At 70.1% G+C, this 13955-nt stretch carries 12 protein-coding genes; 4 read left to right on the top strand and 8 right to left on the bottom strand.

Translation table 11 applies throughout. From position 1 onward, the window contains the following. Positions 1-6: 6 nt before the first annotated feature. From JDY09_RS06590 to JDY09_RS06575, 4 genes are all read right to left on the bottom strand, one after another. Positions 7-1212: an alanine racemase gene (locus JDY09_RS06590; RefSeq protein WP_274716132.1), complete on the bottom strand. Its 1206-nt coding sequence runs from the start codon at positions 1210-1212 to the stop codon at positions 7-9. A gap of 4 nt (positions 1213-1216) precedes the next feature. Then, a complete protein-coding gene (locus JDY09_RS06585; protein ID WP_274716131.1) occupies positions 1217-2932 on the bottom strand; it encodes a GMC oxidoreductase in 1716 nt (571 codons plus the stop codon). 87 nt (positions 2933-3019) lie between these two features. After that, positions 3020-3694, bottom strand: a complete 675-nt coding sequence (locus JDY09_RS06580; RefSeq protein WP_274716130.1) for an HAD family hydrolase — start codon at positions 3692-3694, stop codon at positions 3020-3022. 7 nt (positions 3695-3701) lie between these two features. Then, positions 3702-4847 carry a PHP domain-containing protein gene (locus JDY09_RS06575; RefSeq protein ID WP_274716129.1) on the bottom strand — a complete coding sequence of 382 codons (1146 nt, stop codon included), beginning with the start codon at positions 4845-4847 and terminating at the stop codon, positions 3702-3704. A 47-nt stretch (positions 4848-4894) separates the two neighbouring features. On the opposite strand from JDY09_RS06575, the gene JDY09_RS06570 reads away from it, so the two are divergent. Continuing rightward, positions 4895-7699, top strand: coding sequence for an aconitate hydratase (locus tag JDY09_RS06570; RefSeq protein ID WP_274716128.1), 2805 nt, complete (start codon positions 4895-4897; stop codon positions 7697-7699). Positions 7700-8724: 1025 nt separating this feature from the next. After that, a complete protein-coding gene (locus tag JDY09_RS06565; RefSeq protein ID WP_274716127.1) occupies positions 8725-9741 on the top strand; it encodes a hypothetical protein in 1017 nt (338 codons plus the stop codon). A gap of 92 nt (positions 9742-9833) precedes the next feature. On the opposite strand, the gene JDY09_RS06560 is transcribed toward JDY09_RS06565, so the two are convergent. Then, positions 9834-10835 (bottom strand): glycosyltransferase family 2 protein, encoded by a 1002-nt coding sequence (locus JDY09_RS06560; protein WP_274716126.1) that lies wholly within the window; start codon positions 10833-10835, stop codon positions 9834-9836. Positions 10836-10992: 157 nt separating this feature from the next. On the opposite strand from JDY09_RS06560, the gene JDY09_RS06555 reads away from it, so the two are divergent. Continuing rightward, positions 10993-12201 carry a glycosyltransferase gene (locus JDY09_RS06555; protein ID WP_274716125.1) on the top strand — a complete coding sequence of 403 codons (1209 nt, stop codon included), beginning with the start codon at positions 10993-10995 and terminating at the stop codon, positions 12199-12201. 58 nt (positions 12202-12259) lie between these two features. Here JDY09_RS06555 and JDY09_RS06550 read toward each other — a convergent pair whose 3' ends face one another. Then, the gene (locus tag JDY09_RS06550; RefSeq protein WP_274716124.1) at positions 12260-12511 is read right to left on the bottom strand and encodes a hypothetical protein; all 252 of its coding nucleotides are present in this window, start codon (positions 12509-12511) and stop codon (positions 12260-12262) included. A gap of 31 nt (positions 12512-12542) precedes the next feature. Beyond that, positions 12543-12809: a 4Fe-4S dicluster domain-containing protein gene (locus JDY09_RS06545; protein ID WP_274716123.1), complete on the bottom strand. Its 267-nt coding sequence runs from the start codon at positions 12807-12809 to the stop codon at positions 12543-12545. Between the two features lie 73 nt (positions 12810-12882). Between JDY09_RS06545 and JDY09_RS06540 the strand changes: the two genes are divergently transcribed. Continuing rightward, positions 12883-13653: a helix-turn-helix transcriptional regulator gene (locus tag JDY09_RS06540; RefSeq protein WP_274716122.1), complete on the top strand. Its 771-nt coding sequence runs from the start codon at positions 12883-12885 to the stop codon at positions 13651-13653. On the opposite strand, the gene JDY09_RS06535 is transcribed toward JDY09_RS06540, so the two are convergent. After that, positions 13650-13955, bottom strand: a complete 306-nt coding sequence (locus JDY09_RS06535) for an MTH1187 family thiamine-binding protein (RefSeq protein WP_274716121.1) — start codon at positions 13953-13955, stop codon at positions 13650-13652. The genes JDY09_RS06540 and JDY09_RS06535 overlap by 4 nt on opposite strands.

Below are 13955 nucleotides of genomic sequence, written 5' to 3'. Positions count from 1 at the left end.
CGACCGTTACAGAAAGCAGCGGGCCTCGCCGCGGTACGTTGGCACCTCGTCGACCACGCGCTCGCCGTCGAGGAGCAGCAGCGAGGCGAAGCGCTCGCACAGCTCGCCCGCCTTGGCGTGTCGCAGGTACACGTGATCGCCGACCCGCAGCGAGCGCGCCGCGCGACCGCGCACCGGAGTTTGTACCTCGCTAGCGCCCTCGAGAGGATCGAACCGCAGGCCGCTCGGTGCGTAAACCACTGGGAGACGGTCGCGCCCGGCGGGACCGGAGGCTATGTAGCCGCCGCCGAGCAGCGTCGCGGTCGCGCGGTCCGGTTTGCGCACCACCGGCAGCGCGAAAAAGGCCGCCGGTCGCAGCGCGAGGTCGCGGTAACCGTCGAAGAGAGCCGGTGCGTAGAAGCCCGAGCCGGCGGTCACCTCGGTCACCACGGCTTCGCTTGCGCTGCTGGCGAGGCTGCCGGTGCCGCCGCCGTTGACCATTGCGACGTCCGCGACCTCGCGGATCGCGGCCACGCACTCGGCGCGCAGCTCGCGCACGTAGGCGCGCGAGCGGCGTTTGATCCAGGCGACGAGCGGGGCGGCTAGACGCTTACCGGCGGGAACGTCGGGCACCCCGGCGATCTGCGCTTCGTAAGCCATGACCGCAGCGAGTTCGAGCTGTGGGCGGCGCACCACCTCTTCGGCAAGAGCGCGTGCGGCGGCCGCGCTGCGGATCGGCGAACGGCGCGCACCTATCCGCACCGCCCCGCCCAGTAGCGGCAGCGACAGGTCGATCTCGATGCAGACGCGGATCGGTCGCCCGCCGCGCGCAGCCTCGGCGAGCAGGTCGAGCTGTGCGGGCGAGTCGCAGACGACGATCGGGGGCCGCTCGTGCTGGCAGCGAGCGAGTGCGTGGAGTGCCGAGCGGTTGGCGGTCGGGTAGGCGCAGATGATGTCGTCGAAGCCGTGGTCGGCTAGCCACAGGGCCTCCGGCAGCGTGAACGCGAGCAGGCCGCGGAAGCGCTCGTCGAGCTCGAGGAGGCGCGCCAAAAGCGGCCGGGAGCGCACCGATTTCGTCGCGATCCGGATCGGTTTGCTCCCCGCCAGGGCGAGCATGCGCCGGGCGTTCGATCGCAGCGCGTCGAGGTCGACGAAAGCGAACGGCGCGTCGACCGTGGCGAAGGCGCGGTCGAAGCGGGCCAGGTCGCGGTCGGCGGCGGCGCTCGGCTGCAACGGGTCACTCCTCGGCGGTGGGCCGCACCGAAGCTGTCGCCGCCTGCTCGATGCTGCTGGCACCCAGTGCGTCGCCAGTGTCGGCGTGCTTGGGCGGGATCGCGCTCATCGCGTGTTCGGCGAGCGCGGTGATCGTCAGGCTTGGGTTGACGCCGGGATTGGCGGGCACCGTCGAGCCGTCGCAGACGAGCAGGTTGCGGTAGCCGAAGGCGCGCAGGTTAGCGTCGACGACGCCATGCTCGGGGTCGCGGCCGATCACCGCTCCGCCGAGGATGTGTGCGGTCGTCGGCACGCCGAAGAGAGCCTCCATCGTAGAGCTCTGGGCGATGCCGCCGGTGCGCTTCTCGAACCAGCGTGCTGCCTTGTTGGCGATCGGGATAAAAGAGGGAATCGGCCGCTGCGGATCTTGCTCGGTCTCGAGCGTCACGCCGCCGCCCGGCCGGCGCCGCGCCCTCAGCGCGATCGCGTTGTCGAGCGTTTGCATCACGAGCAGAATGATCGTGCGCTCCGACCACCCCGGTTTCAACCACAGCTTGAGCCAGGCGGTGGGGCGCCGCGCGATCGCGGCGAGCAGTTTCAGCGGCCGTACGATGCGACCGCCGCCGCCGACGAGCAGCGTGAAAAGGAAGCGCATCGCGCCGCCGCGCGAGCCGTAGGTGACGGTCTCGATGTGGGTGTCGGGATCGGGGTAGATGCTCGAGGTGATCGCTACCCGCCGCACGAGCTCGGGATCTTTCTCCGGCACCGTAACGGCGAGGATCGCTTCGCTGTTGGTGCGCACGAGCTCGCCGAGCCGCGGCGACAGCGCCGGTAGCGAACTGTTCAGGCGGCAGCGTTGCAGCAACAGGTTGGTGCCGAGCGTGCCCGCCGCGACCACCACGCCGCGGGCGCGCAGGACCGTCCTCTGTTTGCGCAGCCACGCACCCGAGCGGACGCTTTCGATCTCGAAGCCTTCGGAGCCGTCGCCGCTACCGAGCGGCCTGATGTCGACGACGGTGCGCTCCGGCCGCACGTCGACGCCGAGTCGCTCGGCGAACCACAGGTAGTTCTTGACCAAGGTGTTCTTGGCGCCGACCGGACAGCCGACCATGCACCGCCCGCAGCGCGTGCAGCCCGTGCGGGCGGGTCCCGACCCGCCGAAGTAGGGGTCGGGAACGGTGACCCCGGCAGGTCCGAGAAACACGCCCACCGGCGTCTTGCGGTAGGTGTCTTCGCAGCCGATCTCGCGCGCGAACTCGCGCAGCAGCTGGTCGGCGCGGTCGTCGCCGGTCCACTCGGTGACGCCGAGCATCCGTTGCGCCTCGGCGTAGTGGGGTGCGAGCACACGCTCCCAGTCGGCGAGATCGCGCCACTGGGGGTCTTCGAAGAACCGCCGCGGCGGCACGTAGAGGGTGTTGGCGTACCCGAGCGAACCGCCGCCGACTCCCGCGCCGCTTACGACCGTCACATCCTTGAACAGCGATAGACGAAAGATCCCGCGACAGCCGAGTTTCGGGAACCACCAGTAGCGACGCACGTCCCAGGTCGAGCGGGGGAGGTCGTGGTCGTGGAAGCGGCGTCCCGCCTCGAGCACGCAGACCCGGTAGCCCTTTTCGGCTAGGCGCAGAGCGCTGACGCTGCCGCCGAAGCCCGAGCCGATGACGACCCAGTCGTAGTCGAAAGCGGCTTCGGAACCGTCGCGGCTGCCGTAGCCGGCAGCGAGAGCGGCCTTGCTCTGCAACCTTCCTCCTCTTCGTCGCTTGTGCGGCGCCGGCGCGACGCGGACGTCGGTGCGTTTGACGCCGCGTCGAGCGATCGTGGCAGCAGTTTACCGCCGCTCGTGGACCTCGATGCCGAGTTCGTCGAGCGAGGCGAGAAGCTCGGCGGGGTCGCGGTACACACGGAACGCGCCCGAGCGCAACAGCTCGTCCTCGCCGTAGCCGCCCGAAAGTAACCCCACGCCGAGCATCCCGGCCCGCCGTGCGGCGAGAACGTCCCAGACCGCGTCACCGACCGCGTAGCAGTCGCCCGCCGACGCACCCAGCCTTGCCGCGGCGGCGAGGAAGAGGTCGGGCTCCGGTTTCGCGCGCGACACGTCGCCGCAGGCTACGACGACCGTGTCGGTGCCGATCCCGAGCGCGCGCAGCGACGGTTCGATGCCGGGGCGGCCGCCCGAGGTGGCGATCGCGAAGGGAACGCCGGCGTTACGCAAGGCCGCCACCAGCTCGCGCGCGCCGGGCAGCGGCCGGGGGCGGGGAGCGAGCGCGCGAAACAGCTCGGCGTGGCGCGCTCGCACCTGCTCGGCTTCGGCGGCGGTGAGCGGCCGTCCCGCCTCGCGCGCCACCGCGCGCGTGAACAGCCCGCCGCTCATGCCGATGCGGCGATGGATGCGCCAACCGTCGATCGGGATGCCGGCCTCCTCGAGCGCCGTCTGCCACGCCACCACGTGCGCGTAGACGGTGTCCACAAGCGTGCCGTCGAGATCGAAAATCAGCGCCCGCATCGCGCCCCTAGCCCCGCAGGTAGATGGGGTTCGTCAGCACCCATGTGCGCTCGCGCCCGTCGACGGCGAGGCGCGCTTCCACACGCCACACGCCAGGAGCGTCGGCGCTGGCCAAGAGGCTGCGGCCGTGCTGCTCGTGGCGCACGGCGCCGTCGCACAGAAGTCGCAGCGTGGCCTCGCGCGGGCTCTCGACGCACAGTCTCCAGCCGCGGCCGGCGACCTCGCTGCCCATTTCGGCGCGCTCGCTGCCCGCGCCGCGACGCCTGCCCGACCGCTCGTCGGCTCCCTCGCTGGCTCCCTCGGCGGGCGGCTCGCCTTCGCCCCGGCGTTCGCGCTCGGCCCAGAAGCGAAAGCCGTTGGCGGGCGCGAACACATCGAGCGCTACGAAGCTCCGGCCGGCGCGGAGCGCCTCGAGCACTGTGGCGCGGTCCTCGCCCGGATCGCCGGTCAGCGCGCCGTCGGTGAGGAGGTGGGTGCGCAGGTAGCGGAAGCTGCGGCGATAGGCCATCAGCTTGAGCACTACACGACCGCCCACTCTCACGCCCGCCTGGTGGGCGTCGATGCCGCCGATCGCCGGGAAACGACGCACCCGCCCGACCTCGTCCCAGCGGCGCACCACCTCGGGTCGCGGGCCCACCAGCCAACGCGCCGGGTCCGCCAGAAAACGCGGGATCGTGCGCGCTCCGGGCAGCCGCTCGACCGTGTCGGTTACGAAACTCCACACTTCGACGCCGTCGGCGGTGTCCGCTGCGAGCGCTTGGAACGGCATCGGCCGGGCGATCGGTCCGAGCGCCCGCACGCCGCGCGACGCCGGGTGCGCTGCGAAGCCGAAGCCGCCCTGGCGGCGTACCTCGGCGCAGATCTCCGTGGCTGTCATGCCGCGGGGATCGAACTCACGCTCGATCCCGAACGCCAGATAGTGGTTGCCGCCTCGCGGCGAGATCTCGCAACCGACCACCACCAACACGTCTCCCCACCAGCGCTCCTCGCCTGCACGGCGCGCCGCCAGCGTGTCGTGGTCGGTCAAAAGAACGATGTCAACGCCGGCCTCGGCTGCCTGTTCGGCGATCTCGGCGACGGTGCCGGTGCCATCGGAGTGCGTCGAGTGGACATGGGCGGCGCAGACGTATTCGCTGAGCGGGGTGCTCGACACCGCGGCGAGGGTAAAGGCTCGAGCGAAACGGAAGTAGTGTTCCAACCATGCAGCACCCCGACAGCTTTGGTGCCCGCGCCACGCTGCGCGTCGGCGGGCGGGAGCTCGAGATCTTCAGGCTCGAGGCGCTCCAAGCGCGTTACGACGTCGCGCGGCTGCCCTACTCGCTGAAAATCCTCCTCGAGAACCTCCTGCGCCACGAGGACGGGGCGGTTGTAACAGCCGAAGACATCGAGGCCGTCGCGCGCTGGGACGCCAAGGCCGAGCCGACGAAGGAGATCCGCTTCACGCCCGCACGGGTGCTGATGCAGGACTTCACGGGGGTGCCGGCGATCGTCGATCTGGCGTCGATGCGTGACGCGATGGACCGTCTCGGCGGCGACGCAGAGCGGATCAACCCCCAGGTGCCGGTCGATCTCGTGATCGACCACTCGATCCAGGTCGACGTTTTCGGCCGCCGCGACGCCTTCCGCTTCAATGCCGAGCGCGAGTTCGAGCGCAACCGCGAGCGCTACGCCTTCTTGCGGTGGGGGCAAGAGGCGTTCGACAACTTCCGTGTCGTTCCCCCCAACACCGGTATCTGCCACCAGGTGAACCTGGAGTATTTGGCGACGGTGGTGCAGGAGCGCGACGGGCGTGCGTTCCCCGACACGCTGGTTGGCACCGACTCGCACACGACGATGATCAACGGCCTCGGCGTGCTCGGCTGGGGCGTTGGTGGCATCGAAGCCGAGGCGGCGATGCTCGGTCAACCGATCTCGATGCTCTTGCCGCAGGTGGTTGGCTTCCGCCTCACCGGGCGCCTGCCCGAGGGCGCAACCGCCACCGACCTCGTCTTGACCGTCACGCAGATGCTGCGCGAGAAGGGGGTCGTCGGGAAGTTCGTCGAGTTCTACGGCGAAGGCTTGCGCAACCTGCCGCCCGCCGACCGCGCGACGATCGGCAACATGGCGCCCGAGTACGGGGCGACGTGCGGCATCTTCCCAGTCGACCGCGAGACGCTGCGCTACCTCGAGTTCACTGGCCGCCCGCGCGAGCTGATCGAGCTCGTCGAGGCGTACTGTCGGGAGCAGGGGCTGTTCCACGACGAGGAAGCCGAGGAGGCCGTCTACTCCGACGTGCTCGAGCTCGATCTGGGCGACGTCGAGCCGTCGCTGGCGGGGCCGCGGCGCCCGCAAGACCGCATCGCTCTAAGCGACGTGGCGCGCGACTTCGTCGCCGAGCTGAGGGAGCTGGTCGACGACGGCGACGGCCCGCCGGTGGATCCCGCGGTCACAGGAACCTTCCCGGCGAGCGACCCGCCGGCGCACGACGCGGCGCGTGGAGGCGCGCCCGACGCGACGCCCGCTCACCAGCACGCGGTCGTCGTCGGCGAGAGACCGTCGCGCCCCGTCCGTGTGGAGCTCGACGACGGCACGTCGTTCGAGCTCGACCACGGGGCGATCGTGATCTCGGCGATCACGAGCTGCACGAACACCTCGAACCCGTCGGTGATGATCGGCGCCGGTCTCGTCGCGAAGAAAGCCGTCGAGCGTGGCCTCACCCGCAAGCCGTGGGTTAAGACGTCGCTCGCGCCGGGCTCGAAGGTGGTCACCGACTATCTCGAGCGCGCCGGCCTTTCGCCGTACCTCGAGCAGCTCGGCTTCGCTCTCGTCGGCTACGGCTGCACGACCTGCATCGGAAACTCCGGCCCGCTGCCCGAGCCGATCTCGCGGGCGATCCAGGAGCACGATCTGGTCGTCTGCTCGGTGCTGTCGGGCAACCGCAACTTCGAGGGGCGCATCCACCCCGACGTGCGCATGAACTACCTGGCGTCGCCGCCGCTGTGCGTGGCCTACGCGATCGCCGGGCGTATGGACCTCGACCTCCACGCGGAGCCGCTCGGCACTGGCCACGACGGCGAGCCCGTCTATCTGCGCGACATCTGGCCGACGCAGCACGAGATCCAGGCCGAGATCGAGCGCGCGATCGAGTCCGACATGTACCGCCGCGAATACTCTGCGGTGTTCGAGGGCGACGAGGCGTGGCGCGCGCTGCCGATACCGCGTGGTGCCCGCTACGCCTGGGATCCCGACTCGACGTACGTCAAGCAAGCTCCCTTCTTCGACGCGATGGAGCCCGACGCTCCGTCCGGTTTCGAGCCGATCGAGGGAGCGCGGATCCTCTGTCTGCTCGGCGATTCGGTGACCACCGACCACATCTCGCCGGCGGGAGCGATCAAGGTCGACTCCCCAGCCGGTCGCTATCTGATCGAGCACGGTGTCGAGCCGCGGGACTTCAACTCCTACGGCTCGCGGCGCGGCAACCACGAGGTGATGGTGCGCGGCACCTTCGCCAACGTGCGGCTGCGCAACCGGCTCGCGCCCGGTACCGAGGGGGGCTTCACGATCAAGCTGCCCGAGGGCGAGCAGACGACGATCTACGAAGCTGCGGTCGCCTACGAGCGCGAGGGCGTGCCGCTCGGCGTGCTCGCTGGGCGCGAGTACGGCTCGGGATCGTCACGCGACTGGGCGGCGAAGGGCCCGCGCCTGTTGGGCGTGCGCTTCGTGATCGCGCAGTCCTTCGAGCGCATCCACCGCTCGAACCTTGTGGGAATGGGCATCCTGCCGCTCGAATTCATGCCCGGCGAGTCGGTCGAGTCGCTCGGCCTGAGCGGACGCGAGCGGTTCGATCTCGAACCGCTCGAGGAGGGCGCACGCACGCTGCGCGTGCGCGCGACGCCCGACGACGGCGGCGAGCCGATCGAGTTCGAGACGCGTGTCCGCATCGACACGCCCAACGAGTGGCTCTACTACCGCCACGGCGGCATCCTCCAGTACGTGCTGCGGCGCTTGCTCGGCACGGCGAACTAGCACTGCGAGCCGCGAGATCGGCGGGCGCTAGCCGTTAGCGCGATCGTCGCTTCGGGCGTCCGAGGCGCACGGTTCGTGCACCCCAAGCGTGTGTGCTGGCTGCTGCGTAGGGTTGACTCGTCTCCTGGCAAGCCTCTACGGTCGGGGCGCGCTGCCGACGCGAAGGTCAGCTAGCGAGTAGCGGACTGGGGCGGCGCCTGCATGGCAGCCGGGGCGATTTCCGCCCTCGGATTTCTCGAGCGACTCACAGCGAGGGGGTTGCCGTTGTGCGAGTCAGGTTGGTTAAGTGCAGTAGTGCCGCGGCACCGGGTCATTCAGCGTTCGCGTGCTTGGTCTTCATCGCGCTCGTTCTCTTGACGCTGCACCCGTGGCGACAAAGCGGCGAAGAGCTCGGCCGCAACGGCCGATCTGCCGGCAAGGCCGGAGAGAGCTCGCCGGGGGAGCGCCCGCGTCTACAAGACACAGGTCCCGAGCGCCGGGCGGCCGAGGCCATCGCACCTTCTGGTCGTAGAGCACGAGCCCTGCGCAGGCAGCGCCTCGATGGCAGGCGTTCTCAGCGGTGGCGGTGGCGACGCGTCGATCACTGGCGTAGGGAGCGCGGGGCGACGGACGTCGCTGTTGCAGTTCCGCGCTCGGGTGGTGCTGTGCCGAAGCCGTCGGGGCAACCGGGCCGCAGCGAGCCAGTGCCGCAAGCGAGCGAGCGCGGCGGTTCGCCGCCGTCTCCTCCGCGCGACGACACGAGCGCCGGACCGGACGACGAACCGTCGCGTGGTGGAGAGCGGTCGACAGCCGAGCGCGGCGAGCCGCCGGCTGGCGGTCGCGAGCGCTCCTCCACGTCGGCACCGTCCGACCAGGGCGAGCGGCGCGGAGCGACCCTCGTCAGCAGCCGCGGTAGCGTGGGCGGTGAGAGTGCCGCGGGGTGGCTCGGGACGAGCACGCCGCCCAGCACGGCGGACACGGACAGCGAACCGGTGTGCACAGAGGCACACCCTGCCTCCTGGTCTTTTGGTTGGGGTTCGTTTGGTGTGGGTGTGTGGCCGTCGGTGTGTTGGCGGCCGTTTTCGGATCGGTCGCCGTTCAACACCACTTTCGCGCAGCTCGAGGCCGAGGGGCGGCTTGTGCCGCTCCCGAATTCGCAGCAGATCGTTGATCGGATGATGGGTGAGCGGCGGGCGTTCATCCCGCTGTATGCGGGCTACCGGTACGAGCTGGGCGCCCAGTTCTACCACCCGATCTATTTCTCGCGCCCGTCGGACCCGCTGTTCACGGTGACGTGCACCGAGCAGTGGGGGCGGTGCGAGGTCGAGGGTGTGCAGGTGCGGATCCCCGCCCAGGCGCGCCCGGACTGTTGTGTGGACAAGCACATGACGGTGATCGACCAGCAGACCGGGTGGGAGTACGACTTTTGGGGTGTGGAGAAAACCGGTGCGGTTGGTAGCAGCGGCGGGACGCTGCGTGTGCGCTGGGGCGGGATGACCCGCATCGACGGTGATGGGCTTGGGTCGAACGCGACCGCCGCCCACTTCGCCCTCTCGGCCGGGATCATCAGAGCCCAAGAGCTCGTCGCGGGCCGGATCGAGCACGGTCTGTTTTTCGGGATCGACTGCTCGAACGGCACCTACACCTGGCCCGCCCACGGTCCCGGCACCGGCACCCCGTGCTCCACAGCCGAGCGGCGCGCAGCATCCGCACCGCTCGGCGCCTACATCCACCTCGACATGACACCCCAACAGATCGACCAGCTGCCCGTGCCCGCCTGGAAGAAACCGATCCTCAAAGCGATGGCCAAATACGGCATGTGGATCGGCGACACCAACGGCGAAGGCAACGGGTCGGGAATGCTCCAATTCGAAAGCGGCAACACCTACACCGCCTTCGGGCACCCCGACCCCATCTACCAATTCGCCCAACAAAACACCCACCAAGGCGGCATCGGCTACAGCCCAACCGAAGACGCCTACTACTTCGACATCCAAACCGGCGTCGACTGGCAACGCTACCTGCGGGTTTACACAGTGCAACCGCCGAGCGGGGATTCGTAGCGACGGCCCTCGAGGCGCGGAGACGCCGTCCCACGCCGATCGCCGAGACGGGGCGCCCGGTCGCCGGCGTGGCAGCGGGTGCCCCGGCGCTCTCAGGTGCCGATGCGTGGCGGCCCGTGGCGCAGCGAGCCGCGCAGAAAGCCAAGTCCCCAAGCTACGTGCATGGTCGCGAGGATCGCCGGCAGCCAGAGGGCGTCGGTTCGCGGCTCGGCATGCCGACTCGACGCTGCCGCTGTCGCGACGAGCGCCGCCGCCCAACCGGTTACGGCGAGGCGCGCCAACGTGCGCACCGGTCGGGGCCCGGCGACCGCGACCAGCAGTGCGAGCGTCACAAGCGGTGGCAGCGCGTGGGCGGGGCGCAAGGCGTTACCGTGCAGCGAAGCTGTGCGCGCACGTCCCTGGCCATAGCGGTAGTACTGGCGCCACAACGCGCCGAGCGAGTCGCGCGGCACGTAGTGCGCTGCCATCGAGCGCAACATCACGATCCGCATGCCGCGGGCGCGAAAGCGGGAAGCGAGCTCGCCGTCTTCGTTGACGACCGCATCCTTGTCCCAGCCGCCCAGCGCGACGAGCGTGTTGCGCCGCCACAACCCGGTGAAACCGCTGTCGACCTCGACCTCTTCAGCGGCTTCGGGCGGGATGCGGTAGGCGACACCGCCCGTTCCCAGCCACGTCCGCAAAGCGAGGGCGATCCTGCGCGACCACTTGCCTTCGCCGCGCGGGAGCGCCGGTCCGCTGACCCAATCCACGTCGCCCCGCTCGAGGCGGCGCACACCTTCGGCGATGTAGTCCTCCGGGTAGAAAGTGTGGGCGTCCATCCTCGCCACGTAGCGCCCGCGAGCGGCGCGCAAGCCGACGTTGAGGGCGCGCGCAACCGTGCGGCCCGGGTTGTCGAGGAGACGCACGCGCTCGTCTCTAGCGGCCAGCCGCTCGACGATCTCGCGGCTGCGGTCGCTCGACCCCGAGTCGACAAAGAGGAACTCGATCGTGCCATCGAAACGCTGGCCGAGCATCCGTGGAGCGGTGCGGGGGAGATGGCGTTCCTCGTTGAGGAAGGGGATCAGGACGCTTACCTCGACCGGTTCACTCGGCATAGCTGTGGCGATCGGAAATTTCGGAAAAAAAGAGCTCCCGGCCGATGGCTCGCCCACGGCCGGGGTACCGAGGGCGCGGCGAGAATAGCCCAGCTGGCCGCGGCCGCGGGGCGCTGCGGCGTGCTGTCCCGCGACCTGCGCGTGCGAGTATCCGCTCGTGCGCCTAGCGGTTTGGTTCGACGCGGTCGCCTGCGAGGTGAGCGCCTCCGGCCGGCGCGAGCTCGCCGTGGCCGGCACCTCGGTGCAGTTCGCACGCTTCGCGCTCGCTGTGGCCGAGCGCTTCGACGCTGCCGTCGTGCTGATGCGCGAGGCGCCCGAGCCCGACGAGCGCTTCGTGTCGGTCCCGCTCCCGCCGAGCGTCACCTTCGTAGGTCTGCCCCACTACCCGAGCCTGCGTCAACCGTGGCGCGTCGCGGCGGTGGTGCCGCACACGCTCCGGCGGGCGGTGCGCGCCTTGCGGGCAAGCGACGTCGCCTGGCTGTTCGGCCCGCACCCCCTTTTGCCGCTGCTTCTCGCCGGCGTACGCGGTGAGACGCAGGTGGTGCTCGGTACGCGCATGCCGGGCATGGACTACTGGCGGGCACGTGCCGAAGGGTTTTCGGGGCGCGCCGCCCTGCCCCTGCTCGCTCTCCTCGACCACGTCTACCGCGAGCGCTGGCGCGACCTGCCGATGACCGTGGTGGGGCCGGCGATCGCCAAGCTCTACCGCCGCCGGCCCGACAACACGCTCGTTCACTTCGTGTCGCTCGTCGCCGACCGCGAGATCGAAGCCGCCGAGCGGCGTGCCGCCGTGACGGATCGGGGTGCACGGGCGGGCGGCGGCGAGCTGGTGCGGTTGCTGTGCGTGGGCCGTCTCGAGCCTGAGAAGGACCCGCTGCTCGCCCTCGACGTTTTCGCCGAGCTCGAGCGTCGCCGACCGGGCGCGTTCGAGTTGCTTTGGGCCGGGGACGGCCGCCTGCGCGATGCGGTAGCCACGGCTGCGCGCGAACGCGGGCTCGAAGCGCGCGTAACCCTTCTCGGCGACGTCGAGCCGCACCGCCTCTACGAGCTCTACGGCGAAGTCGACCTAGTACTCCACACCGCGCGCGTCGAGGGTGTGCCGCAAGCGTTGCTGGAGGCGCTCGGCCACGGGCTGCCCGTCGTCGCCGGTGATGTCGGCGGCATCCGCGCAGCGTTCGGTGACACCGTCGACCTCGTCACCGAGCGCTACCCCGCCGCTTTCGCCGACACGGTGCTCGCTGCGCTCGCATCCGAGCAGCGCGATCCTGCCCGCCGGCGGCGCCGTTTCGCGTTCGCGCGCGAACACTCCCTGGAGCAGGAGAGTGCGCGCGTAGCTGCCTTCCTGCGTCGAGCGGCCGTTCGCTGACGGCCGCAGTCTGCCGAACCGAGAGGTGTCGGGTCGTTGGAGCGGAGCGTCAGGTGGTCTAGTGGGTCGCTTCGCCCTCGCGGTCGCCCGAGCTCAACATGCGCATGATGAAGTCGAGCACGACGAGCGTGACGACGACGTGCACGACCATCACCGCTGCGAGCACCCCGTAGCGCGGCTCGAGCCCAAGGAGCACGATCAGCAGGGTGATGAGGGCCGCCGCGACAGTGAAGTGAGGCAGGGGCCCGGCGTCGGCGATCGCTGCCCGCCGTGCGAACGTGTCCAGAAGACGTCCGACGGTATCGCGCACTGTTCGCTTCCTCTCGCGGTCGTACGGGTGGTCAAGCGGCCTGCTTGTAGTAAGCGGCGTTCTTTTCGATGTAGGAGGTCCACTCCTCGGGAACTTGGTCCTCGGGGAAGATCGCGTCGACGGGGCAAGCCTCCACGCAGGCGTCGCAGTCGATGCACTCGTCTGGGTCGATGTAGAGCTGGTCGACGCTCTCGAACGCCGCTTCCTCCGGGGTCGGATGGATGCAGTCGACCGGGCACACCTCGACGCACGAGGAGTCCTTGACTCCGATGCACGGTTCGGCGATTACGTAGGCCACGGGCCACCCCCTTTTCGCTCGCGAAGCTTTCCGGCTGCTATCGGACGCAGCAGCCGTTATTTTATACAAAGTTATGTGTGAAAACCCGGCAGGGGCAGATACCGCCCCCGCACCGGAGCGGCGACGCGGCTCGGGCAACCCTCGCCGCCATCGCGTTGGTGGCGGCGACGATAGCGGCTCGAGCGGTCGCACGCCGGCCTTACAGGGCACGGCGGCAAGGGTGCTGGCGGAGCTCGTCGCGAGCGGCACCGCGCTGTCCACCGGGGCGCTGGCGGGTCGGCTCGAAATGCACCCCAACGGGGTGCGCCAACACCTGCAGCGACTCGAGGCCCGCGGACTGGTCGAGCGTGACCGCGAGCACCGCCCGCGCGGGCGCCCACGCGACGTGTGGCGGGCTTCGGCCGAAGCGGCCCACGCTCTGCCGGGAACAGCGGAGGAGTACCGCGAACTCGCACGCTGGTTGGCGTGCCTCGCGGAGCGCGGCTGCGACGAGCTCGAGGCGGTCGGCCGCGATCTTGGTCGCGAGCTGCTCGGTCGGCTCGGTGCTCGGGCGCGTGGCGGCGATGCAGCCGAAGCGCTGGCCCGCGCCTTCGCGGCGCTGGGTTTCGCACCACGGCGCGAGGGCAGCGCAGAACCGAGCTCCGTGCCGGCTGTGCGTCTGCGCCTCTGTCGTTGTCCTTACGCCGACGTGGCAGCCGCGCACCCCCGCCTCGTCTGTGGGCTGCACAGCGCTCTGACGGCCGGTCTCGCGGCCGCGGTCGCCGGCGATGGTGCGACCGCGCGCCTGCTACCCGACGATCCGCGCAAAGGTCGTTGCCTCGTCGAGGTGGCGGCGTCGAACTAGCGCAACAGTCGCTCGACGCTCGCGACCTTGTCATCGAGCGTCTGATCGGGCCGATCGCGTCGCTCGTCGAGCTTGAGCACGGTGTAGACGCGGGGATAGCCGAGTTCGAACGGCACGCGATGGATCTCCGCGACCACCGCGAGGATGTCGTCTGTCTCGCCCTCCAGCTCGGTCCCCATCGCGTGGAGGCGAGAGCGCACCTTGGTTTGGCGGCGGAGGCGGCGGTGGATCTCGGCGACGACGCGGCTGGCGCTCGGGTCAGCCGAGCCGAGGGGTATCACGCTGATGTCGGCGGTCGCCAC

It is taken from the genome of Thermoleophilum album, assembly GCF_028867705.1.
In the GTDB taxonomy this organism is placed as follows: Bacteria; Actinomycetota; Thermoleophilia; order Solirubrobacterales; family Thermoleophilaceae; genus Thermoleophilum.
This window is presented reverse-complemented; position numbering and strand designations above follow the sequence as displayed.

What these genes read in the sequence shown, in the direction of transcription:
- JDY09_RS06580 (WP_274716130.1), bottom strand. Translation starts at nt 3,694, where the DNA reads ATGCGGGCGCTGATTTTCGATCTCGACGGCACGCTTGTGGACACCGTC.
- JDY09_RS06570 (WP_274716128.1), top strand. Translation starts at nt 4,895, where the DNA reads ATGCAGCACCCCGACAGCTTTGGTGCCCGCGCCACGCTGCGCGTCGGC.
- JDY09_RS06560 (WP_274716126.1), bottom strand. Translation starts at nt 10,835, where the DNA reads ATGCCGAGTGAACCGGTCGAGGTAAGCGTCCTGATCCCCTTCCTCAAC.
- JDY09_RS06540 (WP_274716122.1), top strand. Translation starts at nt 12,883, where the DNA reads ATGTGTGAAAACCCGGCAGGGGCAGATACCGCCCCCGCACCGGAGCGG.